Genomic DNA, 22,615 nt, shown 5'->3' with positions numbered 1-22,615 from the left:
AATATAGTGATTTAATAAGCGATATTTTTTAAAAGAATCAGCTGAAAAAGAAGATAACCACCTATTATATATAGATGTTCATCTTCTTTTCGTGTCTATAATTCGGATAAATTCACTTGTTACTATACTAGATAGTCGGGGAACAGCGTTGAAAAAAGGTGAACTTCTATAGTCACTACCTTAATCGAGAAAAGCAGCAACTTGATTTATCTTTTTTAACGCATTTGGGTCAATCTTCAACGTTGATGTTGGTTCGCCTGTACCTCCGTAAACAAATGGATAGCGGAAAAGTTCTCTATCTATGATACAAGACAAAGGAAGAACTAAAGATACGCTGCCAACATTGTATCCAGTTATCTGTTTAACTTCTTGTGGAGTCGCCATTTTTAAATGATTACACCCTAAAATTCTCGATACTTCTTCTAAGTTTATACGTCTGCGGCGTCCAGAAACAATCATCGCAAAGAAGTCTTTTTCTGACTTGATGACTAATGTTGCGGCCGTTTGACCGATTTCAATTCCAAAATAATCTGCACCTTCTCGTGCTGTACGTATTTGTTTTTCGTGATGAATAATTTCAAATTGAACTTCATGTTTTAGCAAAGTCATTTTTAAATTATCCATAGGAAAATATCCCCCTTAGTGTAAATTTATCTCTTCCTACAATTATACTGACTTTTTGATGTCATAAAGAAAACTATGTGTTAATAACACTCTCTTTTTTCTCATCTAAAAAGGAAAAGAAGGGAAGTAACATACCAAATAAAGCAGGAATAATAATAAAGCTACCAATCATGATATACAAAAAACGGATCCCTGATATTTCAACAATTTGCCCTGCAAATAAAATACCTAAAGGCATAGTAGCTCGGATTAAGAAGAGGCGAACAGAAAATATTTGTCCCATCAGATGAGAAGGGACGATTTTTTGAAGAAGACTCGTTTGATGAATATTGAAAAACGGGAAACAAATACCTCCAAGAATTTCGCATAAAACCGCAAGAGGAAAGGATGTTACAAAGCCAAGTAAGAAAAAAGATAATCCGCCCATAAATAGACCGGAAAGCATAATATATCTTTGTGACCCTGTATTTCCCCATTTACCGACTAGGAAAGACCCAATTACATATCCGAAAGGAAAGCTCCCCATGAAGATACCATATGAAAAAGATGTTCCGCTTAATTCTTCTATTATATATGGGACATTGATTACCATCGTTACCCCAACGCTAAATTGAACTAAAGAGGTAAAGAATCCAAGCCATATAAGCGAACGTTGCTTGAAAAAATATCGATATCCAGAAATGATTTGTTTTAACCAAGCCGCCTTTTTACTATCGTGTGTGACTGAAGGCTCATGAAGATAAGCGAGGCTACTGGCACTTATAAGAAATAAAATTCCTACCATTATATAAGTAGATGAAGCTCCTATGTAAGCAATGATGAGTCCTCCTAATGTAGGAGCTAAGAAGCTCATTGTTCGGACTGTGCCGTCAAGCCAAGCATTTGCTTGTGTGAGTTTATGATGTTCGACAATTGTAGGAAGCAGGGCTGATGCAGCTGGAACATAAAGAGGCTGCAAAATTCCAAGTACAACTTGAATAACGAACAAACTCCAAATTTCAATCTGACCTGAAAACATAAGAAGAACGGGTAAGAAGAACATCATTCCTCTTAAAATTTGAGACCACAACATAATGTATTTACGACTTATCCTGTCAATGAATGGGCCAATAAAAAGCTGAAGAATTAAAGACGGGATAAAATACGTTAACCATAGCGTCCCCATAGCTGATTTAGATCCGGTAATTTCGTACAATAATAACGAATTACATAAAGCGCCTATCGCTCCTCCAAGTTCAGAAATGGTTTCCCCGAGCCATAAACATAAAAAAGAACGATTCGTAAATACATGTTGATTCTCCTTCATTTGTTCACCCCTTTTCTAGAAAACGCTGTAATTTTTCCTGGAGAGAAGTTAAATGATCAAGCTGTATATAGTACCGAGAACCTTTGCCATCAATGATGCGTGCTGCTCGAAGTAAAGACAAATGATGATGAAGAGTCGTTTTTGGAATTTTGAGCTGCTCGGTTAGCTCTTGAAGTGAATGATCTCTTTCTGTTAGCAATTTTATAATTTTTAATCGCGTTTCATCTCCAAGTGCTTTATAACTATGAACTAATGTAGAAGGCGGAGAATAAGAATCTTCTATTAAACTCACATTATCGTCTGAGATCGGATAATAAAATACTTTCATCCCTGGTAAAGCCGTTTCTACATTCCAAGGCCGGTACACATATTGCGGGATAAGTATAACTTGATGAATAGAAGGCTCAGGTTGATACGGACTACCGGTTATATATTTGACAAGCTCCTCTGGATGATACGTTGATTGAAGTGCACGTTTTTGCTGGGCATCACGTTCAAGCATACTGGTAAATTCTATGTAATTAGGTTGTATCACAGTTTCATACCAACCTTCAGAGATGATTTTTAAATGTTGTTTTAGCAAGGAAGTATCAATAGATGAAATATGTTTCATGTATGATGGAAAGAATTTATGATGTTGACAAGCTTTTATAAGGGAAGTAATAGCTGCACTGTCTTGCTGGGATGCTTTTTGCCGATGATCTTCATGCTGTAAGCCGATATAAGGCAGAGAGTGCCAACGTAATTCTTCTTCAGTTAGTTCGTCAATAAAATGAAAGAAACTTTCAAGAGAATCAAAAGTACGGGAGTGAAGTAATTGCAGCAAAGCGAACCATGTGTTGTACTTGTGTGTATACTGTAGTTCTTTGCGAACGGCCGCAGGTAATTTTTTCTCAATGTCCTTCCAATACTCTATCGGTTTTTCAAAAGTATGGTGAAAATCGTAATACGTAAAAGCCGCAATACCCAATCCCATTTCGAATAAAATCGAATGTTTAATCTGAACAGAATAAGTTTCTCTTGTCGCATTTAAGTTCATTACTTTCATTGCTCATCCTCCTTTTTTATTTTATTCTATATTTTTTGAATTTTATTTTCAATAATTTTCGAATGATTGTGTGCAAGTTATTAATAAATTTCATTTTGAAATGAAAAATAATAATTGGAAATAAAGGTATATAGACAATATTTGCCTTGGTGTTTCCATTTTTCTTAAAATATACTAAAATATGACAAGGGAGGGTGTTATGAAAAAAGTAGTTGTGTTTTTTCTTATTGTAGCTTCTATATTGTCAGGGTTTATTGCATTTCAACAAACCGATCATAAAGAATTCGAAAAAATGGAAAAGGTAGAACAGAAGATAGGTAAAGAATTCATTATCCCGGATGTGCTGGGTTTTGCAAATCCTAGTGAAATTTATCCTATATTGCTTGATGCAGCAAAGGAGTCACATACAAATATTTTTCGTACAAATGTTACGTATCACAAAGATGAACAGGCAGAAGTTTTGAAGTATGTGTTACTAACAACTGAAACGGCATATTTCAAACAGTTTCAGTTAAGTAGCGGAAATATAGTAAAGCCGAAAGACACATTGCAAGGTGATGCTTTTTTATCGACAGTACATACGAAGGATACAAACCAAAAAGGGGTTATAAAGGATTTTGGGGATAATCATAAGATTACAATGAGACCACTTCAAGCGTCTTATGAACAATTTCCAATGGCAGGGAGATATTTTGTAGAAGTAGTAGATGATGAATCATACAATGCCTTTTTGAAGCTTTTCTCCCAAAAGCTAAATCAGCATTTTAAGCCAAAACAGTATATTACTGCTGATGATTTTAAACGTAATCTTAGTAATAACGAAGATGCTATCGGTTCACCCATCAGCTATTTATCCTATATTCAATATATCGTGTTTATCGTTCTTTTATTTTTTCTGATTTACTATGTTTTTAATGAATCAAAAAGAATTGGTATTATAAAAATGCACGGCATATCGAATGTACGTTTATGGTTTATCGTTATAGGTAGAACCATTGCTAGTATGTTTGTTTTATCGTTATGTATTTCCATACTTGCAGCTGCTTTCGTAAAAAATGTAACTGCAGGGTTTATCTACACCATTGTGTTCGATCAATGTAAAACGTATCTCATCATTACAATATTATCTCTCGTTTCATATTTTTATATTTCCAAAATTAAAGTCAATCAAATTATTAAAAATAGAAAAGATACAAAAGGGATATTTGTATTAAATACGCTGTTGAAAGTAACTTGCTCTATCATATTTATTTTATTAGGAGCACCTATTTTAGAACAGTATATTACGGTAAAAGAAAAAGAAGAGAATTTAAAAAATTGGGAGAAAAACAAAGATTATGGTGTCTTTTATCCGCTTTCTGTAGGGAATGATGAAGGTCAACAAGGGATGCATAAAACGGAGTCAAGTATAAATGGCGATCTGTATCCTATTTTAAATAAAAGGGGAGCGGTATTAATTGATTCCAAGGATTATGAAGAAATAGAATTGGCTAGAAATAAAGATTATAAAGGAATACGGTCAGTTACAGTGAATAATAATTATCTTCGTGAATTTCACCTATATGACATGAATGATAAGCAAGTGCAAGTTTCTGAAGATGCAGAAAACTGGATTTTATTAGTACCTGAAAAATACCGGAACAGGGAAAAAGAAATCTTTCGTTATTTTGAAGAGCGTAGACAACCAAAAATAGAATATGAAGAAAAAAGAATGCATAGAGAAGTTCCAAATCATTTACGCAATCGAAAAATAGAAATGATTTGGATAAAGAATAATCAGGAAATCTTTAGTTTCAATCCAGATGTATATAAATCTGACAATAACAAAATTAGAGATGAAATTATTGAGGTAATGACAGAGAAGAATAGTTTTGTTGGAGAAAGAGATCTTATATTAGGCGGAGGGGCGAAAGATCCTTTAAAGATTAAGTTAATTGACAGAGATGCAGGATTAACATATAAGACATTGGAACCAGAGCTTAAAAGGTTAGGGGTAGATGATAACTTAAAATATCTTGTAACAGTTGACCAAGATATTTTAAAAGATATATACGATCTGCAAAAAACAATGAAAATGCTATTGACGGTTACTAGTGTATTAATTGTCGGCATATTATTTTTGGTCACACAAAATATGATTATATACTTCAATAAAAATCAGCAGAAAATAGTGGTGCATCGCTTATTTGGCGTAGGTTTTTTTAGAACATACAAGGGATACATGTTGTTATTTGTACTAACGTGGATTGTGCAACTATCAATTTGCTTCATCGTAAAAAAAGAGTTTGATATGAAATTACTTGCGGTGGTGGCTATGCTTATATTAATTGAAATTACCGCGTCGATTATCGCATTAATTACTATGGAACGAAGAAATAAAACAGCGGTGATAAAGGGAGGTTAATAGAAACGAATGCAATATATATGTGAATTGATAGATGTTAGTAAAAGTTATGGAAATCGTGCGATATTAGATAAGTTTAATTTGAAAATTTGCGAAGGGGAAATGGTTGCGATTACTGGAAAGAGCGGATCTGGTAAAACAACGATTCTTAATATTATGGGGATGCTCGAAAATCCAGATAGCGGAGTCGTTAAATTATTTGGTGAAGAGCGTCCCAGTATGGGTTCTAGTAAAGCAAATAAGCTTCTGAGAACAAGAATGTCGTATCTCTTTCAAAATTATGCACTTATCGACAATGATACTGTAAATAAAAATTTAGAAATCCCCTTGATTTATGCGAAAAAAACAAAGAAGGAAAAGAAAGAACTGAAAACAGTCGCCTTAGAAAAAGTTGGACTGAGTGTATCATTACAGCAAAAAATACATGAGCTTTCAGGAGGGGAACAGCAAAGAGTTGCCATAGCAAGGATACTTCTAAAGCCTTGCGAATTAATATTGGCCGATGAACCAACAGGCTCTTTAGATGATAACAATAGAAATGAAATTATACAAATTTTAAAAAATCTAAATAAAGAAGGAAAGACAATTGTTATTGTCACGCATGATCCATATGTAGCACAAGTATGCGATAGAGTCATAGAATTATAATTTTTGCGGAAATGAGATGATTAAGGGGAGAGGAAAATATGCATATAGAACAATTTAACCAGCACATTGAAGAACTATTTGGAGAACATTTACGTAAGTACGGGGATCAATTTGGGGTAACAAACGTAAGCAATGACCATTTTCAAAAGATTGGTTATGCTACTAATTTAACACTTGAAACGATTGAAGAAGAAAAGAAAGAAAATGTAGATATGATGATAACACATCATGATGCATGGGAGTTTCTATACGGAATGGAAGAAGCTTGTCTAATTAAACTGAAAGAATATAACATCAATCACTTTTGGATACATTCACCGTTAGACTTTGTTGAATTTGGAACTTGTACGTCGTTATTTCATACAATCGAAATTGATGAAATGATAACGTATTCTTCTTGTGATGATGAAGAATTACCGGGCGTTGGTGAATATACAAACCCAATTCCATTTGCAGAACTTGTAGAAAGAGTAGAAAGTAAACTCGGTGAAAAAGTGAAGGCGTGGAAAAATAATAATAAAGATGTAAAACGAGTTGGAATCATAACAGGAGCAGGTCATTCAACTGATCATATTCAAGCGGCGCTAGAAAGTGGTTGCGATACATACATTACGGGAGAGAAGACGTTGTATACAGTTCAATATGCGCAGTTTAAAAAGATTAATCTTATCGTGGGTAGTCATACGTTTACCGAAATATTTGGTGTGGAAAGTTTAGTGAAAAGGTTGCAGGAGTGTGATAACTCGCTTGAGATTGTTCGGTTGTATGAAGCACATTTTGAATAATCGTCTATAATAAGGGGAAATGAATTGATGACAACAATTTATACGAATTACGATCTCGAAACAGTAAAGTTAATTGGAAGAAGGGAATGAACTACCGCCCCGTGAACTTATTACAAGCGTTCACGGATTTTGTTTTTGTAATAATGGGGTTATGTTGGCCAATTTAAACAGAAAATAGTTAAATAATAGAAGGGGATTATCTTTAGGAAATGAAACAACAATACATAAAAGGAATACCATTTTGTAGTTTGGAGTATAAGCAGGTAGTACATATACTAAAAGATTGGGTATCAGAAAAGAACGAGAAACCAAGATTTATTGTTACTGCCGAAGTTTTTGTTGTCAGTTATGGCGGATCGGATTAGAAAAAAATGAATTAAAAGTATAAAAAGAGATGGGAAACCCATCTCTTTTTATACTTTTAAAATTGCTATTGGATCCAAAGTTTAAACAGCCCTTCTGTCACCCCTATGTTGTACATGTAATATATTCCAAACACTATACTGATGCTCCCGGTTATTTGGGTGAGTGTTTTATTCAGACTTATTTTTTTTGCACTAAAAACAAATGGAATCCCAATAATTGTTGTAAAGAAAAGCATCCCGATAACAGTTCCTACACCAAATATAAGAATATAAATAGCCGCTTCCCAAACATTTTTCACCGTACTCATAGTTAATAGAACCATTGCTCCGCTTCCAGCAAGTCCGTGCACTAAGCCGATGAACATGGATTTTAAATAGGAAACATTTTTATGTTGGTGTTGATGCTCATGTTTACCGCTATGTATATGAGAGTGGATATGCTTATGTTCTTCTCCATTATGTTCGTGCTGATGTACATGAAGATTTTTTAAAGAGAAGACGGTGGTCACACCAAGATAAACGAGCATAATACCTACTAAAAATTCTAATGACATCGCCCACTTTTCTGGTATTTCACCTTTCATAAAAATAAGAATAATTCCAATGATAAATAATGTAGCAGTATGACCTATTCCCCAGAATACTCCCGCTAAAGTGGAGCGAAATAATTTTTTACTTTGACTAGCAATAGTAGAAACAGCGATTACATGATCCGGCTCAATTGCATGCTTGATTCCAAGTACAAATCCTAAAGCCAGAATGGATAGAAAACTCATCTCCATTCAAATACCTCCTTTAATAATATAACTTGTGAGATGAAACGTTATAAATGTTAGTAAATAAGAAGTAACATTCAACCAAATACAATGCAGGAATGTCATTTCAAAGGTAAATTATAACAGATAAAAATAAATTACTATTATAAAAGTGAATAAATTCATAAATTCTTCTTAAACTATATAAATATAAATTAAAAAATCGATATAAAACCCACTTTTTTTTAGGAGGGCGAGAGCATCTGGCCATGCATAGCGGTCAGGACCTTTTTCTGCCTCAGGCAAGGTTTAAAACAAAAGGAGAAAGCAAGTAGCGGTCATGTTATATGCTGCATAGCCGCTGGAGCTGGATCATAAAGAAAAGCGGAGCCGACTGTTTAGATTTTTAGATATGAGGGCCTAGGAGGCAGAGCTAGACAAAGGTGTCGAAAAATGAAAATGAATATATGTAGCAGGGGCGTTAAGTTAAGAAAAAAGTTTAATAGATAATTACGATGTTGTTGCCACTAGTTTATTGATGTGCAAATCAATATGAAAAGCACCTTTTTACACGAACAACAAAACAGACACATTTCGTTCATATTCGAACTTCTTGTGAACTTTCCACTATTTAGGATTTAATTTACCAAAATAATACTATAATTAATTTGGAAATATACTTCGGAAGTGAAGGGGTGAATATGCATGTTTTCTAATATTGGTGTTCCTGGTTTAATTTTAATTCTAACTCTTGCACTTATTTTATTTGGCCCTAAGAAGCTCCCTGAAATTGGCCGTGCGCTTGGTCAAACGTTGAAAGAATTTAAGAAATCTACAGCTGAATTAAGGGATGATGTGGTAAGTGAAGTAAAGCTCGAGAAGAAAGAAGAGCAAAAAGTTGAAACAAAGTAAGGTGTAGTAGGAAGAATGTGGAATGTCTACGGTTTTACTTTTACATGAAAGCGATTTCGTGTTTTTATGCGAGTCGTTTTTTTGTGAAGTGGTAGCCGTAACCATTGTGAATGGGTAGGGGAAGAGGATGATAGATAAAGAATTGCAAATTGTAGACCATTTAGAGGAATTGCGCAAACGAATTATCATATCAGCTGTTGCATTTGTCGTTTTTTTTATCGTTGGGTTCATGTTTGCCACTGATATTTATAAATGGTTTGCAAAGGGGATAGATATGAAACTATCGGTACTCGGACCAAGTGATATATTATGGGTGTATTTTATGCTTGCGACGGTGGTTGCAATTGCAGGTACAATCCCTGTCATTGCAGTGCAGATATGGTTGTTTGTACGTCCTGCGCTGCGTCCGAAGGAGAGAAAGGTTACGCTTACATATGTACCAGCACTCTTTTTCTTATTTATCATCGGGCTTGCGTTTGGCTATTTTGTTATATTCCCTATGATTCTTTCATTTTTGCTTCATTTGGGTCAGGATATGTTTGAGGCTCAATTTACAGTAGAGAAATATTTTCAATTTCTGATGAATGTGACATTGCCGTTTGGGGTTTTATTCGAGCTTCCAGTTGTAGTTATGTTTTTAACTTCGCTCGGTATTTTAAATCCTTATGTATTATCAACCATTCGGAAGTATGCCTATTTTGTTCTGGCTGTAATTGCTGTTGTCATTACGCCGCCAGATTTCGTGTCCGATTTTATCGTAACTATCCCGTTATTAGTGCTGTATGAAATCAGTATTTCTCTTTCTAAGTTTGTTTTTCGAAAGCAATTGAAGCGCAGGCAGGAAGAAGAGAAAGAATGGACTGTTTACGAGCAAGGGGATGCGATCAAATAGTTATGAAAAGTGATGAAAGAGTTTTGGGTAAACAATTCTTCCATATCAAGACGAAAATGTGGTTAGTATGTTACATTTACCCTGAATTTCAGGGTATTACCTACTTGTTCCATGGAAAATGGAGGGGGCTAGTAAATGGAAAAGCAGAAAACAATCTATGAAACTGCGATGGATAATGGGGTTACCCGAAGAGATTTTTTGAAAATGTGCACTGTATTGGCTGCGGCGATTGGTCTCGATTTCTCAAAAACGGATAAAGTCGTAAAGGCGATGGAGACGAGTACAAGAGTTCCTGTAGTATGGCTGCAATTCCAAGATTGTACAGGCTGTTCAGAGTCGTTTATCCGTTCTTCGCAACCTAAAGTTGAAAGCGTTTTATTTGATATGATTTCACTCGAATACACAGAAGTTCTTTCGGCTGCATCTGGATTTCAAATTGAAGCAGCGATGGAACAGGTGCTGAAAAAATATAAAGGAAAGTATGTTCTTGCTGTTGAAGGAAGTATTCCCCAAGAGGGCTTCTTAAACATTGGAGGGAAATCAGGAAAAGATACCTTTATTGAAATGGCTTCGAACGCACAAGCGGTCATTGCCTATGGATCTTGTTCTGCATGGGGTGGCATTCCTGCTGCTTATCCAAATCCAACAGGGGCAAAACCAATTACGAGCTTTCAAACGAGCACACCTACTATTCTCGTTCCAGGTTGCCCGCCGATTGCAGAGGTAATGACTGGTGTGATAGCGCACATTATAACGTTCGGAAAATTGCCAGAATTAGATCATCTCGGACGTCCGAAGGCATTTTATCGCCATCGTATCCATGATAAATGTAACCGTCGTGCCTATTTTGATGCAGGCTTGTTTGTAGAGTCCTTCGATGATGAAGGAGCAAAGCAAGGATATTGCTTATATAAGGTTGGCTGTAAAGGGCCAACAACTTATAATTCCTGTGCTGAAATGCGCTGGAATGGCGGGGTTAGCTATCCGATTCAATCGGGAAATCCTTGTATTGGCTGTTCGGAAAAGGGATTCTGGGATAATGGTCCTTTCTACACAAGAAGAGCGAAAATTCCTGGCTCACAAACAACGATTAATCCGGATACGATTGGATTAGCAGCCGTTGGTGTTACGACAGCAGGTATTGCTGTTCATGCAGCAGGAACTGTAATTAAGAAAAAAATCGATGACAAACGAGGGGAAGACGAATGAGCGAGCGTATAGTAGTAGATCCAGTTACGAGAATTGAAGGCCATCTTCGTGTTGAGGTAGATATCGATGATAGGGGAATGATTAAGGATGCATTTAGTTCAGGGACAGCGGTTCGGGGACTGGAGTTAATCGTTCGAGACCGTGACCCTCGTGACGTATGGGCGTACATTCAACGTATTTGCGGTGTTTGTACATCGACTCATGCTCTTGCGTCACTTCGGGCTGTTGAGGATGCATTAGAAATTAAAATTCCGAGAAACGCTCACTTGATACGAGACATTATGAATATGGTAATCTTCTTTCATGACCATGTTGTTCACTTTTATCATTTGCATGCGTTAGACTGGGTCGATGTAATAAGTGCGTTAAAGGCAAATCCTTCTGAAACATCACGAATTGCACAATCGATTTCAAGTTGGCCAAAATCTTCCCCCGGTTATTTTGCAGATGTGCAAAACAAAGTAAAGAAGCTTGTAGATAGCGGACAGCTTGGCATCTTTGCGAATGGATATTGGGGACATAATGCATATAAACTTCCACCAGAAGTGAATTTATTAGCAGTTGCTCACTATCTAGAAGCATTGGACTGGCAAAAAGAAGTTGTAAAAGTACAAACGATTTTTGGAGGCAAAAATCCACATCCTCACTATGTAGTAGGCGGTATGGCAACTCCACTGGATATTAATAGTGACAATGGTATTCATGCAGAACGATTAATGCATGTATCTCAAATTATTGACCAAGCTCGTGAATTCGTAAGTCAAGTGTATGTGCCTGACGTAATTGCTATCGGTTCTTACTATAAAGATTGGACATATGGCGGCGGATTAGATAACTATTTATGCTATGGTGATTTCTCTACGCGCAGCATATATGATACGAAATCATACCGATTCCCAAGAGGAATTATTTTAAATGGAAATATGAATGAAGTACATGATATAAATCTCAAAGATCCTGAACAGGTGAAAGAGTTTATTGATCATTCTTGGTATACATATGATGGCAAGGAAGGCAGTGGGATTGGAAAGCATCCGTTTGAAGGAGAAACGTCCCTTCATTATACAGGACCGAAAGCACCGTATAAGAATCTGGATACGAATAAGCAATATAGTTGGCTGAAAACACCGCGCTGGAAGAATCAGCCGATGGAAACAGGTCCGCTGGCTCGGATGATGGTTGGTTATGCAGCAGGAGATAAAGAGATTATAAGCTTGATGGACGACACGTTGAAAAAGCTAGATCTTCCAATTACTGCAATGAAATCAGCACTTGGTCGTACAGTGGCACGCGCGCTCGAAACGATTCTTCTATCGAATTGGATTCGACATGATATGGATGAATTACTTAATAATGTGAAGAATGGAAACCAGGTCACATTTGATCGTACAAAATGGGAGCCAAGCAGTTGGCCGAAGAAAACAAAAGGAGTTGGTTGGGTTGAGGCACCGCGCGGAGCACTAGGGCACTGGATTGATATTGAAAATGAAAAAACAAAAAACTATCAAGCTGTTGTTCCATCTACTTGGAATGCATCGCCTCGTGATCATAACAATAATCTTGGAGCTTACGAAGCGGCATTGAAGGGAACACCGATGTTGAATAAGGAACAGCCATTAGAAATTTTACGGATTATTCATTCTTTTGATCCTTGTCTTGCTTGTGCAGTGCATTTAACAGATTTAGAGTCTAATAAAACAACTGAAATCCGACTAGGTTAGGAGGAGACACATTATGTCAGACCTCATGCCAACAACACATAACACCAATACGATTGTTCCAGAAAAAAACAGCGAGGTGACGCTTCATCCAGAACGTCCAGTTCAATATAAGAAAACAAAAGATGTCGTCAAAGTTTATGTATGGCAATTACCGGTGCGAGTGTTTCATTGGATTAACGTAGTGGCAATTATCTTGCTCATGATAACGGGAATTTATATTGGAAAACCATTTGTTAGTTCAAGCGTACAAGAGGAAGCATATTACTCCTATCTCATGGGATGGGCGAGATATATACACTTTTTTGCAGCATTTCTTTTCACAATCAATCTTCTTTATCGATTGTTCTGGGCGTTTATAGGAAATAAATTTGCCACATCGAACCCATTTCGCTTGGTGTTTTGGAAAGAAGTATTAGAAACGATTAAATTTTACTTATTCTTAAAAAATAAAAAGCCGCATTACATCGGCCACAATCCACTGGCGCAGCTTAGCTATTGGATTTTTATAGGTCTTGGTTCTTGGGTAATGATGCTAACAGGCTATTATATGTATTTTGAGCCGCAGCCAGAATCATTCTGGGCTAAGCTATTTGTTTGGATTCCGACTCTATTTGGCGGAGATAGCTATACGATTCGTTCTTGGCACCACTTAGTGGCATGGGCGTTTATGTTATTTACAGTTATTCATGTCTATATGGCAGTTCGTGATGATTATATGGAACGAAATGGTACCATTTCGTCGATGTTTACAGGCTATAAGACCGAACCAAAAAAAATAGTTGGAGATAAGAATGATGAATCAAAATAAGGAAGCGAAAATTACGATACTTGGAATTGGCAACACCCTCTTCACAGATGAGGGTGTTGGCATTCATTTGCTGCCACTGCTTGAAGAAGCGTATAAGGATGATAAGCAAATTGAGATTATAGAGGGATTAACGGATGGGATGAAGCTTCTAGGTCCGGTTGAGGAAGCGGAAAATCTTATTATTATTGATGCGATTAATGCAGGTGTAGAAGGCGGAACCATTCTTTCATTAGAAGGGGATGAAATTCCTGCTTATTTTGGTATAAAGATGTCCGTTCATCAAATGGGCTTCCAGGAAGTGTTATTTGCAGCGAAATTCAGAGAGCGCTATCCGAAAAAGATTATTATGTTTGGCATGCAGCCCACTTCATTAGAGCTTGGTGTGGAATTAACGGAAACGAACCAGGCAAAACTAGGAGATTTAGCGCAAGCAGTTATGCATCAAGTGAATCGTTGGAGACATATATCATGAATCGTCTCGATTTTTTTAAAGAAGTGGCGGGAAGTATATTTCAAACCGTGAAATATGTGTATGAGCCTTTTTTAAAGGATGATTTAAAAAAAGTGGAAGAGGCGGCAGATCGAGCACTCGGAATTACATGGGTACCTGTGATGAAAGTTGATGAAATGATTATCGGGCCGGAAGTTCGCTTTGCTTCTGGCAAAGCGATTATCGTTTTCTCACATGAAGAAAAGCCTCATGCTATTAGCGGTATTTGTCCGATTTGCTCCAATCTCATTCAAGTTCGTATGTATGATCATCGGGCGACATGTACGATTTGTGACAAGGATTACGATTTTAAAACACTGGGCGGGGAATTATTTGTCCAAAGGTTACAGATAAAAAGGAAGGACCAAATGTATGTTGTTGGTTTTACAGACAACAGTAAAAGGTGATTGTGATGCATGAAATGTCATTGATGGGAGATATTTTGCAGCTTGTTCAAGAGGATGCCGCAAAAAGAAATATCATACAAATAAAGAAAATTGAATTAATTGTAGGAGAAATTAGCAATGCGATGCCAGATGCATTGCAGATGGCCTTCGAAATTTTTCGTGATCAAAACCCACATCTATTTAGCGGCGTAGCACAATTAATTATTCATACAGAGGAAGCGAAGGCGGAATGTGTTATATGCGGTTTGACATATCATCCTACCCAGAAAATCGCATTGTGCCCGAACTGTAACATTCCATCTGGCAAGGTATTAGCGGGGGAAACATTTCAAATTTTATCTTATGAGGGGAACGATGATTGATGAATATAACGTTACGAACAGATGTATTAACGAACAATAATAAAGCGGCTGAATTTAACCGCGATCTTTTTGAAAAAACAAATACACTTGTGATTAATTTAATGAGTTCTCCTGGAGCTGGTAAAACGACGTTGTTAGAGGAAACGGTAAAGGCGTTATCTGGATCCTATCGTATTGCTGTTATTGAAGGAGACTTAGCAACGGAGCGAGATGCTAATCGTATTCGCGCAATGGGAGCGAAGGCTGTCCAAATTAACACGTATGGCGGCTGCCATTTGGATGCACGAATGGTTGCAGCAAGTCTTGGCGAACTGGATTTAGATGAGATTGATATATTATTTATTGAGAATGTAGGGAACCTTGTCTGTCCATCTGGATATGATTTGGGACAGAACCATAAAGTTGCGGTTCTTAGTGTTCCTGAAGGAAATGATAAGATTCCGAAATATCCGCAAATGTTTATACGTACGGAGCTAGTTCTTCTTAACAAAATTGATTTACTCCCTTATCTTGATTTTAATGTGGAGGAAGCAAAGAAGGATTTAATGGAGATTAACCCAAATTCAACGCTTATTCCTCTTTCAGCAAGATCAGAAATCGGACTGGAAGAATGGTATGAATGGATTCAAGAGGCGTATAAAAAATGTACGCAGTAAATGTTAGTATCCGCGGGAGGGTGCAAGGAGTTGGATTTCGTCCATTTGTATACCAGCTTGCCCATGAATATCATCTAGCGGGAAAAGTACAAAACAATATGGACGGTGTAAGAATTACAGCACAAGGAGAGAAGGCGGATGTGCAGCAGTTTTTGTTAGAGCTGCAAAGTAAAGCGCCCCGTCTCTCGCGTATTCATAACATAACTGTAGTAAATATAGAACCAACCGATAGAGCCGAGTTTATCATTATTGATAGCGAGCGTCAGGGAACTTCATCCCTTGTCATCCCAATTGATTCTGCAGTATGTGATGATTGTTTACAAGAGATGAATGATAAGGACAATTTCCGTTATGAATATCCTTTTATCAATTGTACGCAGTGTGGACCGCGATATACCATTATTGAAGAATTGCCCTATGACCGGCCGTACACGGTGATGAAGAACTTTGCGATGTGTTCCGATTGCCAAAGAGAGTATGAAGATCCAACGAATCGGCGCCATCATGCTCAACCTATCGCTTGTCCTTCATGTGGTCCGAAAGTTACACTTTTGGGTCAGCATGGACATAAGCTTGAAATGAAGCAACCGATTCAAGAAGCCGTGCGGTTGATACAAGCGGGGCATATACTGGCGATAAAGGGACTCGGCGGCTATCATCTTTGCTGCGATGCAACAAATGAACAGGCTGTGGCACTGCTACGAAAACGAAAAGAACGTCCGGCACGGCCACTTGCAGTTATGGCTGCCTCTGTTCTTGCAATTGATACTTTTGCTTATGTGAATGAGGCAGAAAGAAATTTGTTGAAAAGTCCAGAAGCGCCTATTGTAATTGTAAAGAAAAAAGAAGGTAAACTTGCAGAAAATATAGCGCCAAACATGACGACAGTCGGCGTGATGCTGCCCTATACACCGCTCCATCATTTGCTCTTTAAGTATAATGAGAATGGTTGCTTTGTCATGACGAGTGCTAATCTTTCCGGGATGCCGATTCTCTATAAAGATAATGAAGCGCTGACTTACTTAAACGGAATCGCTGATTATTTTCTTGTTCATGATCGAGACATCCTTCACCCTGTTGATGATTCGGTTGTGCAAGTAAACGACGGTCGCTTAGATTTTTTCCGAAGAGCTAGGGGCTATGTTCCTGATCCTTTTGCGGCAAGTCATGGTGTATCTGGAATGGTTGCCTTTGGCGGACAACAGAAAACAACTTTTACAATTGGAAGAAATGAGCAAATTTTTCTTGGACCGCACATTGGTGATTTGGAAAATGTGGAAACAATGAATCATTACTTGCAGGAGTATAACCATTTAATGAAATGGATGGATACAGAGCAGGATATCGCAGTTATCGATATACATCCAGGCTATGCAACGAGACAGCTTATTGAAGGATTTCATACAGTGCTAGAAGTGCAGCATCATCATGCCCATATGGCCGCATGTATGGAGGAACACCATCTTACAGGAAAGGCCTATGGAGTTATCCTTGATGGAACCGGATACGGACTTGACGGAAACATTTGGGGATTTGAAATTTTTTATGGAGATGCCAGCAGTGCGGAAAGACTTGCTCATTTGCAATATACACCTCTTCCTGGCGGGGAAGCGTGTATTCGTGAACCGTGGCGAAATGCAGTCGCTATGCTGCTATTTTTGCTTGGGGAAGAAGGAGAAAGCTTAGTAATCCTTCTATTTCCAGATAAAGAGAAAGAAATTCATATTTTAAAGAAAATGATAGAAAAGCATATAAATATTATTCAAGCTGGTACATGCGGTCGCTTGTTTGATGCAGTTAGCGCGCTATGCGGGATTACAAAAATTGCGAGCTATGACGGAGAGGCGGCAATATTGCTCTCAGAATTAGTGGATGAAACATGCGTGTACGAGCCATATTCGTATGAATACATAGAAGACGAGCTTGTTACAATTCAAATGAAAGCAATGATTAAAGAAATTGTGCGTGATGTTTTAGCAGGTGAAGAGGCAGCAAATATTAGCGGTCGCTTTCATGAAACGGTTGTCCAGTCTATTCTTACCGCAATAGAAAGGATAGCTAGTACACAACCTGAGCGAAGCAAAGCCGTCGTACTCGGCGGTGGTAGCTTACACAATCGTTATTTGCGCAAACGATTACGAGAAGAATTAACGAAACGAAAATTTACCGTATATGTACCAGAACAAGTGCCGTGCAATGATGGCGCTTTATCATATGGTCAATTGGCCGTTGCAGCGGCGAAAAGGAGGGCTCAGTCATGTGTGTAGGAGTACCGGCGAAGGTTATGAAAAAAATGGAATATACGGCGGTAGTTGATGTGATGGGATCACAAACGACCGTTGGGATTATTTTCGTCCCAGAAGTAGAAGAAGGGGAATTTGTTATTGTTCATGCAGGTCAAGCGATGAGTATTGTCGATGAACAATATGCAAAAGATAGCGTGTTGGAATGGAGGAAGTTGGTCGATGCTCGAAATTCTGAAACAGTCGAATGATCCAGGCATATGTATGCCGCTTGTGGAAGCAGTTCTTGAAAAAGCGAAGGAATTTCAAAAGAAGTTTGGACGGAAGCCGGCTTTCATGGAAGTATGCGGTTCTCATACGATGGCACTTGCTAAAACGGGAGTAAAGCAATGCCTAAAGGCTGATGTAAATTTAATATCTGGTCCAGGATGTCCGGTCTGCGTAACGGATCAAAAGTCTATTGATGCAATGATTGCGCTTAGCGATGAAGATAACCGCATTATTTGCACGTTTGGTGATATGATGCGCGTGCCTGGGTCGAACAAAACTCTGCTAGATAAAAAAATTGCTGGCAGTGATATTCGGGTTGTCTATTCTCCGATCGATACGGTTACAATCGCTGAAGAAAATCCGGATAAAGAAGTCATCTTTTTAGGTGTTGGGTTTGAAACAACCATTCCGATTCTTACACTAATGGTTGGAGAAGCAAAGAAGAGAGGGATTACGAATTTTTCTATTTGGATGACAACGAAATTGGTAGAGCCCGTTCTTCGCTATTTACTAGAAGCAGGGGATGTAAAACTCGATGGTTTTATCCTTCCAGGACATGTGTCTATTGTGTTAGGGGAATCATCCTATAACTATTTAGTTGAAGAGTATAATATGTCAGGTAGCATCACAGGATTTGAAACAGCTGAATTGCTGTCTACCATTTATAAACTCATTGATTTAGCATTACAAGAAAAGACTGCTATTGAAAATAATTATTCATCGGTTGTAAGTGAAAGCGGAAATGAAGTTGCTAAGCAATGGATGGAAACATATTTAACAACTTGTGATGAAGCATGGCGCGGCATCGGCATTATTCCAAATAGCGGATTAGATTTAAAGAAAGAATATGATTTGTATAATGCAAAAAAGCGGTTTAAGGTGGAAGTAGGAGAACCTCGGAAAACAAAATGCCGTTGCGGGGAAGTCATAAGAGGTTTGATTTCACCGAGTGAATGCCATTTGTTTGGAAAAGCATGTCAGCCGTTAAATCCAATTGGTCCATGCATGGTATCGGCAGAGGGTAGTTGTGCCGCCTATTATCAATATATGAGGGAGAGTTTGTAATGGAAACGTTCATCAACTTGGCGCACGGAGATGGAGGAGAATTAACGCATCGTCTCATTCGTGATGTATTTGTAGCTGCATTTGGTAAGAAGGATACAGCATTGTTTGATGCAGCACCATTGTATATTCCAACCGGAAACGTTGCTGTCACAACCGATTCCTTCGTCATTAAGCCAATTTTCTTTCCAGGCGGTTCGATTGGGAAATTAGCCGTTGCTGGTACGATCAATGATTTAGCTGTGAGTGGTGCAAGGCCGCTTTATCTAACGTGCGGCTTTGTTATTGAAGAAGGTTTTCCAATTGCTGATTTAAAGAAAATCGTAATCGATATGGCGAATGAAGCGAAAAAAACGGGTGTTACGATTGTTGCTGGTGACACAAAGGTAGTTGAAAAGGGAAGTGCCGACGGTGTGTATATTAACACCACTGGGATTGGCGTGTATGAACACAATAAAGGCTGCAGCCTTGTCTTTGAAGAAGGAGATGCTATTATCATCTCAGGAACGATTGGCGATCACGGCATTGCAGTCCTAACAGCAAGAGGAGATTTAGGGATAACAGCTCCTACCTTAAGCGATTGTGCTTCACTAAATGGCATGATTGACAGCGTACTTCAGCAATGCGGGACTGTTCGTATTATGCGGGATCCAACGAGAGGTGGTCTTGCAACAACACTTGTAGAAATTGCTGAAGATTTTCAAATTACGATGACAATTAATGAACGGTCTCTGCCGATTAAACAAGAGGTACATGGTGCCTGTGACATTCTAGGCTTCGATCCTCTTTATCTTGCAAATGAAGGGAAAGCCATTTTTATCGTTGCAGACAGCCAGAAAGAAAAAGTAATCGATATATTAAAATCCCGCCCCGAAGGAAAAGATGCTACCATCATTGGCAGCATCACCAGCAAAGGCAAAGGGCAGCTACTTTTGGAAACTCCTATTGGCTCTAAACGAATGCTGACTCGATTATCAGGCACCATGTTCCCGCGTATTTGCTAAGTGAGCACCTCCTCTATTTGGAGGTGTTTTTTTATGCTTTTGAGATTAGTATGTGTAGTATAATAGAAGGAAAATATAAAAGATTTTTCTTAAATTGGAATATTATCACTGTAGAAAATAACATGATATAAAGGGGGGAGAGAATTGAATAAGTATAGTTTACTCTTATTCGATTTGGACGATACACTTCTGGATTCCACTTGGTTTAATGCTGGGCTAATTAAGACTCTTGAAATGCATCCTATAACAAAAAACCTTGATGCATCTATATTCCTTGAAAAAAAGTTGCATATTCCTACGTCTTTATTGGAGCGTTTTAAGAATCGAGAACTAACCCCAGTTGAATTTAGAAGAGCTAGGTGGAAGCATGCTTTTGCTCATTTTCATGTGTTACCTGATGTAGAAGTTATTGATGAGATTGATGCACTGTTTCTTAAAACTAGTATGTCTTGCATTGGTATAAATAATTCAATTACAAGTTTATTAAATGAGTTAAAAACACATTATAACCTTGGAATAGTCAGCAATGGATTATATGATCCGCGATTAAAAATTTTCCAAATGAGACTGTCTGAAGTATTCGGCAACAGCGCAATACTTCATGCGGAACAATTAGGTTACAGAAAGCCAGATCCAGAAATCTATTTACTGGCATTAGAACGATTTGGTAAAAAGCCAGGGGAGACTCTTTTTATTGGTGATTCTTGGACTCATGACGTAGTTGGACCAATAGAAGCTGGGATGGACGCCATTTGGGTGAATACAAAGGGCCTTTCCAAAGCTACTACACATATTCCGAGTGCAATCGTATCAGATGTGACGGAAATACGGGATATATTGTTAGGCAATAACTAAATTACCGACATACTTAAGTAAATTAGGTGTTAAAAATATTGATTGTCGAGTTAGCGATAAAGTTAATTTTCTTGACTCTAACGCAAACCAAACAGATAAGCAGAGACTATATGATTCTCTCAAAGAAGAAGGACTAGGTAAGCTCCCGCTGAAAGAGAAGAGTTTATTGACCGCTTAATAAATCGAGGGGCTGCATGTAATGAGGCATATGAACAGTATAAAGCAGAACTACGATTTTCTGAGGTATTCGACATTAATTCCTCTTTAAACTATGCTCCGAGTATGAAAATTACTTTTGGGGTTGTAAAAAAATAAGAAATATAGGTGTTAGAATCCAAAATGAAGAAGATATTTCATTTACTGCCGATAAGTGTACACCATGTAAAGAAAGGAGAACCAAAGATTGAATGTAATAAATATGTCCTCTATAGGTGAAGTAGCATCAATGATTGATGAAAAGGTATATGAACGATGGGGGGAAGTTGTTTCAACTATCATTATCCATCCGGAATATAAAGAAGGACTAGTTGGATTAGAAGAATATTCACATGCGATCGTTATTTTTTATATGGATCAATTTAAGGAAAAGACGCAGTCTTGGATTAGAAAACCGAGAGGGATAGAATCTTTAGATGAAAAGGGATGTTTTGCACAAAGAACAAAGTATCGTCCGAATCCAATTGGTATTTCTACCGTTGAGATAGTATCGATTGATGATAATGTAATGATTGTAAAAGGATTAGATGCGAATAATAAGACGCCAGTCCTAGATATTAAGCCTTATGTATCAGAGTTTGATTCAAGAGAAGATACTCGTTCTCCAATATGGATGAAAGAATTAATGAAAGATTATTTCTAATTTACTTGATTATAATGAAAGTAGTTTGCGCTAAAAAGTAGAGTTGAACAATGAAAGACTAAAGTAATATGGAAGGAGTATTCATATGTTTTTTCTTCAAATGTCAGGTTTTCCAGGTTCGGGTAAGTCAACTTTGGCTAGGGAAATAGCAAAAATGACAGGTGCAATTATAATAGACCATGATATTGTGAAATCGGCACTGTTAGAATCTTTTGGAGTAGATGATATCGATACAAGGATTGCTGGTAAAATTTCGTATGATATTGAATGGGCGTTAATAGATTTTCATCTGTCACAAGGGCATGATGTGATACTTGATAGTCCTTGTTTGTATGTAGAAATGGTAGAAAAGGGGACAGCTGTGTCTAAAAAACATCATGCAAAATACAAATATGTTGAATGTTATCTGAATGATATGCATGAAATTAATAATCGGTTAAAAAACCGGAAGCGGATGATTACTCAAATTCAGCATGTAGAATCTGAAGAATTATTTAAGGAATGGATTGAAAATAGTAGAAAACCATCTGATTCTCATTATTTAATTGTTGATTCTGTACAACCTTTAGGTTGTTATATAAATGAAGTGATTACATATATTAATAGTTAAAAATAATGGTACAAGTATATACATATCCAATTTAATTTTTCGACATATAAGTCGCTGCTACGCATAATACACCATGACCGCTACTTGCTTTTTCCTTTTGTTTTAACCCTTGCACGTGGAAGGAAAAGGCCCTGACCGCTTTAAAGTGTACCCGTTGTAAAGGACATTTTTAAAAAAGCCTAGGCGGTTTTAAGAAGATGATCCCTGAATTGAATGAGGCCACTGAAAAAGTGAAAGCTTCTTCGATTTAATCGAAGAAGCTTTCACTTTTTATGTATAATTTTCATTTTTTTTATGAATAATGGTTGTACTAATTCTAG

At 37.4% G+C, this 22,615-nt stretch carries 23 protein-coding genes and 2 pseudogenes; 21 read left to right on the top strand and 4 right to left on the bottom strand.

What is annotated here, in order from left to right; all coding sequences use genetic code 11:
• Nucleotides 1-180: 180 nt before the first annotated feature.
• From MR076_RS23275 to MR076_RS23265, 3 genes are all read right to left on the bottom strand, one after another.
• Complete coding sequence (locus MR076_RS23275) at nucleotides 181-624, bottom strand: aminoacyl-tRNA deacylase (protein ID WP_242224621.1); 444 nt, start codon at nucleotides 622-624, stop codon at nucleotides 181-183.
• A 73-nt stretch (nucleotides 625-697) separates the two neighbouring features.
• Nucleotides 698-1,930 (bottom strand): MFS transporter, encoded by a 1,233-nt coding sequence (locus MR076_RS23270; RefSeq protein WP_242224620.1) that lies wholly within the window; start codon nucleotides 1,928-1,930, stop codon nucleotides 698-700.
• A 4-nt stretch (nucleotides 1,931-1,934) separates the two neighbouring features.
• Entirely contained in the window at nucleotides 1,935-2,978 is a 1,044-nt protein-coding gene (locus MR076_RS23265; protein ID WP_242224617.1) for an ArsR/SmtB family transcription factor, read from the bottom strand.
• Nucleotides 2,979-3,177: 199 nt separating this feature from the next.
• Here MR076_RS23265 and MR076_RS23260 point away from each other — a divergent pair, with 199 nt between their 5' ends.
• The 4 genes and pseudogenes from MR076_RS23260 to MR076_RS26885 form a co-directional block, all read left to right on the top strand.
• Nucleotides 3,178-5,382, top strand: a complete 2,205-nt coding sequence (locus MR076_RS23260) for a bacteriocin-associated integral membrane family protein (RefSeq protein ID WP_242224616.1) — start codon at nucleotides 3,178-3,180, stop codon at nucleotides 5,380-5,382.
• A 9-nt stretch (nucleotides 5,383-5,391) separates the two neighbouring features.
• The gene (locus MR076_RS23255) at nucleotides 5,392-6,030 is read left to right on the top strand and encodes an ABC transporter ATP-binding protein (RefSeq protein WP_242224614.1); all 639 of its coding nucleotides are present in this window, start codon (nucleotides 5,392-5,394) and stop codon (nucleotides 6,028-6,030) included.
• Nucleotides 6,031-6,068: 38 nt separating this feature from the next.
• Nucleotides 6,069-6,815: a Nif3-like dinuclear metal center hexameric protein gene (locus tag MR076_RS23250; protein ID WP_242224612.1), complete on the top strand. Its 747-nt coding sequence runs from the start codon at nucleotides 6,069-6,071 to the stop codon at nucleotides 6,813-6,815.
• 209 nt (nucleotides 6,816-7,024) lie between these two features.
• Nucleotides 7,025-7,159: pseudogene (locus MR076_RS26885) on the top strand (WecB/TagA/CpsF family glycosyltransferase); the annotation flags it as partial.
• Between the two features lie 86 nt (nucleotides 7,160-7,245).
• Here MR076_RS26885 and MR076_RS23245 read toward each other — a convergent pair.
• Entirely contained in the window at nucleotides 7,246-7,962 is a 717-nt protein-coding gene (locus MR076_RS23245; RefSeq protein ID WP_242224610.1) for a HoxN/HupN/NixA family nickel/cobalt transporter, read from the bottom strand.
• A gap of 678 nt (nucleotides 7,963-8,640) precedes the next feature.
• Here MR076_RS23245 and tatA point away from each other — a divergent pair.
• The 17 genes and pseudogenes from tatA (at nucleotide 8,641) to MR076_RS23160 (ending at nucleotide 22,295) form a co-directional block, all read left to right on the top strand.
• Complete coding sequence (tatA, locus tag MR076_RS23240; RefSeq protein WP_242224608.1) at nucleotides 8,641-8,847, top strand: twin-arginine translocase TatA/TatE family subunit; 207 nt, start codon at nucleotides 8,641-8,643, stop codon at nucleotides 8,845-8,847.
• Nucleotides 8,848-8,974: 127 nt separating this feature from the next.
• Entirely contained in the window at nucleotides 8,975-9,739 is a 765-nt protein-coding gene (tatC, locus tag MR076_RS23235) for a twin-arginine translocase subunit TatC (RefSeq protein WP_242224607.1), read from the top strand.
• A gap of 135 nt (nucleotides 9,740-9,874) precedes the next feature.
• Nucleotides 9,875-10,948 (top strand): hydrogenase small subunit, encoded by a 1,074-nt coding sequence (locus tag MR076_RS23230; RefSeq protein ID WP_242224604.1) that lies wholly within the window; start codon nucleotides 9,875-9,877, stop codon nucleotides 10,946-10,948.
• Complete coding sequence (locus MR076_RS23225) at nucleotides 10,945-12,669, top strand: nickel-dependent hydrogenase large subunit (protein WP_242224601.1); 1,725 nt, start codon at nucleotides 10,945-10,947, stop codon at nucleotides 12,667-12,669. Before MR076_RS23230 ends, MR076_RS23225 begins: the two co-directional genes overlap by 4 nt.
• 13 nt (nucleotides 12,670-12,682) lie before the next feature.
• On the top strand, nucleotides 12,683-13,477 hold the full coding sequence (gene cybH, locus MR076_RS23220; RefSeq protein WP_242224597.1) for a Ni/Fe-hydrogenase, b-type cytochrome subunit: 795 nt from the start codon (nucleotides 12,683-12,685) through the stop codon (nucleotides 13,475-13,477).
• Entirely contained in the window at nucleotides 13,464-13,949 is a 486-nt protein-coding gene (locus MR076_RS23215) for a HyaD/HybD family hydrogenase maturation endopeptidase (protein WP_242224596.1), read from the top strand. The genes cybH and MR076_RS23215 overlap by 14 nt, the downstream gene beginning before the upstream one ends.
• Nucleotides 13,946-14,374, top strand: coding sequence for a hypothetical protein (locus MR076_RS23210; RefSeq protein WP_242224595.1), 429 nt, complete (start codon nucleotides 13,946-13,948; stop codon nucleotides 14,372-14,374). The genes MR076_RS23215 and MR076_RS23210 overlap by 4 nt, the downstream gene beginning before the upstream one ends.
• Nucleotides 14,375-14,379: 5 nt before the next feature.
• Nucleotides 14,380-14,736 (top strand): hydrogenase maturation nickel metallochaperone HypA/HybF, encoded by a 357-nt coding sequence (locus MR076_RS23205; RefSeq protein WP_242224594.1) that lies wholly within the window; start codon nucleotides 14,380-14,382, stop codon nucleotides 14,734-14,736.
• Nucleotides 14,736-15,392: a hydrogenase nickel incorporation protein HypB gene (hypB, locus tag MR076_RS23200; RefSeq protein WP_242224655.1), complete on the top strand. Its 657-nt coding sequence runs from the start codon at nucleotides 14,736-14,738 to the stop codon at nucleotides 15,390-15,392. The genes MR076_RS23205 and hypB overlap by 1 nt, the downstream gene beginning before the upstream one ends.
• Complete coding sequence (gene hypF, locus MR076_RS23195) at nucleotides 15,380-17,659, top strand: carbamoyltransferase HypF (RefSeq protein ID WP_242224592.1); 2,280 nt, start codon at nucleotides 15,380-15,382, stop codon at nucleotides 17,657-17,659. The genes hypB and hypF overlap by 13 nt, the downstream gene beginning before the upstream one ends.
• Nucleotides 17,650-17,886, top strand: a complete 237-nt coding sequence (locus tag MR076_RS23190; RefSeq protein ID WP_242224590.1) for a HypC/HybG/HupF family hydrogenase formation chaperone — start codon at nucleotides 17,650-17,652, stop codon at nucleotides 17,884-17,886. Before hypF ends, MR076_RS23190 begins: the two co-directional genes overlap by 10 nt.
• On the top strand, nucleotides 17,858-18,970 hold the full coding sequence (hypD, locus tag MR076_RS23185; RefSeq protein WP_242224588.1) for a hydrogenase formation protein HypD: 1,113 nt from the start codon (nucleotides 17,858-17,860) through the stop codon (nucleotides 18,968-18,970). The genes MR076_RS23190 and hypD overlap by 29 nt, the downstream gene beginning before the upstream one ends.
• Nucleotides 18,970-19,971 carry a hydrogenase expression/formation protein HypE gene (gene hypE, locus MR076_RS23180; protein ID WP_242224586.1) on the top strand — a complete coding sequence of 334 codons (1,002 nt, stop codon included), beginning with the start codon at nucleotides 18,970-18,972 and terminating at the stop codon, nucleotides 19,969-19,971. The genes hypD and hypE overlap by 1 nt, the downstream gene beginning before the upstream one ends.
• Nucleotides 19,972-20,115: 144 nt before the next feature.
• Entirely contained in the window at nucleotides 20,116-20,826 is a 711-nt protein-coding gene (locus MR076_RS23175; protein WP_242224584.1) for an HAD family hydrolase, read from the top strand.
• Nucleotides 20,825-21,141 (top strand): annotated as a pseudogene (locus MR076_RS23170) (class I SAM-dependent methyltransferase); the annotation flags it as partial. The gene MR076_RS23175 and the pseudogene MR076_RS23170, both read left to right, overlap by 2 nt.
• A gap of 88 nt (nucleotides 21,142-21,229) precedes the next feature.
• Nucleotides 21,230-21,685, top strand: coding sequence for a tRNA (N6-threonylcarbamoyladenosine(37)-N6)-methyltransferase TrmO (gene tsaA / locus MR076_RS23165; RefSeq protein ID WP_242224582.1), 456 nt, complete (start codon nucleotides 21,230-21,232; stop codon nucleotides 21,683-21,685).
• Nucleotides 21,686-21,770: 85 nt separating this feature from the next.
• A complete protein-coding gene (locus tag MR076_RS23160) occupies nucleotides 21,771-22,295 on the top strand; it encodes a P-loop nucleotide/nucleoside kinase family protein (RefSeq protein WP_242224579.1) in 525 nt (174 codons plus the stop codon).
• The last annotated feature ends 320 nt before the right edge of the window (nucleotides 22,296-22,615 follow it).

It is taken from the genome of Bacillus cereus group sp. BfR-BA-01380, from assembly GCF_022663535.1.
GTDB classification, from domain to species: domain Bacteria; phylum Bacillota; class Bacilli; order Bacillales; family Bacillaceae_G; genus Bacillus_A; species Bacillus_A cereus_BB.
This window is presented reverse-complemented; position numbering and strand designations above follow the sequence as displayed.

Bases quoted from the DNA above. Each gene is read 5' to 3' on its own strand.
- cybH (WP_242224597.1), top strand. From the start codon at position 12,683: ATGTCAGACCTCATGCCAACAACACATAACACCAATACGATTGTTCCA.
- MR076_RS23265 (WP_242224617.1), bottom strand. From the start codon at position 2,978: ATGAAAGTAATGAACTTAAATGCGACAAGAGAAACTTATTCTGTTCAG.
- MR076_RS23215 (WP_242224596.1), top strand. From the start codon at position 13,464: ATGAATCAAAATAAGGAAGCGAAAATTACGATACTTGGAATTGGCAAC.
- tatC (WP_242224607.1), top strand. From the start codon at position 8,975: ATGATAGATAAAGAATTGCAAATTGTAGACCATTTAGAGGAATTGCGC.
- MR076_RS23230 (WP_242224604.1), top strand. From the start codon at position 9,875: ATGGAAAAGCAGAAAACAATCTATGAAACTGCGATGGATAATGGGGTT.
- MR076_RS23270 (WP_242224620.1), bottom strand. From the start codon at position 1,930: ATGAAGGAGAATCAACATGTATTTACGAATCGTTCTTTTTTATGTTTA.
- MR076_RS23205 (WP_242224594.1), top strand. From the start codon at position 14,380: ATGCATGAAATGTCATTGATGGGAGATATTTTGCAGCTTGTTCAAGAG.
- MR076_RS23250 (WP_242224612.1), top strand. From the start codon at position 6,069: ATGCATATAGAACAATTTAACCAGCACATTGAAGAACTATTTGGAGAA.
- MR076_RS23210 (WP_242224595.1), top strand. From the start codon at position 13,946: ATGAATCGTCTCGATTTTTTTAAAGAAGTGGCGGGAAGTATATTTCAA.
- hypF (WP_242224592.1), top strand. From the start codon at position 15,380: ATGTACGCAGTAAATGTTAGTATCCGCGGGAGGGTGCAAGGAGTTGGA.
- MR076_RS23160 (WP_242224579.1), top strand. From the start codon at position 21,771: ATGTTTTTTCTTCAAATGTCAGGTTTTCCAGGTTCGGGTAAGTCAACT.
- MR076_RS23245 (WP_242224610.1), bottom strand. From the start codon at position 7,962: ATGGAGATGAGTTTTCTATCCATTCTGGCTTTAGGATTTGTACTTGGA.
- MR076_RS23190 (WP_242224590.1), top strand. From the start codon at position 17,650: ATGTGTGTAGGAGTACCGGCGAAGGTTATGAAAAAAATGGAATATACG.
- MR076_RS23275 (WP_242224621.1), bottom strand. From the start codon at position 624: ATGGATAATTTAAAAATGACTTTGCTAAAACATGAAGTTCAATTTGAA.
- MR076_RS23260 (WP_242224616.1), top strand. From the start codon at position 3,178: ATGAAAAAAGTAGTTGTGTTTTTTCTTATTGTAGCTTCTATATTGTCA.
- tatA (WP_242224608.1), top strand. From the start codon at position 8,641: ATGTTTTCTAATATTGGTGTTCCTGGTTTAATTTTAATTCTAACTCTT.
- hypE (WP_242224586.1), top strand. From the start codon at position 18,970: ATGGAAACGTTCATCAACTTGGCGCACGGAGATGGAGGAGAATTAACG.
- hypB (WP_242224655.1), top strand. From the start codon at position 14,736: ATGAATATAACGTTACGAACAGATGTATTAACGAACAATAATAAAGCG.
- MR076_RS23255 (WP_242224614.1), top strand. From the start codon at position 5,392: ATGCAATATATATGTGAATTGATAGATGTTAGTAAAAGTTATGGAAAT.
- MR076_RS23225 (WP_242224601.1), top strand. From the start codon at position 10,945: ATGAGCGAGCGTATAGTAGTAGATCCAGTTACGAGAATTGAAGGCCAT.
- hypD (WP_242224588.1), top strand. From the start codon at position 17,858: ATGCTCGAAATTCTGAAACAGTCGAATGATCCAGGCATATGTATGCCG.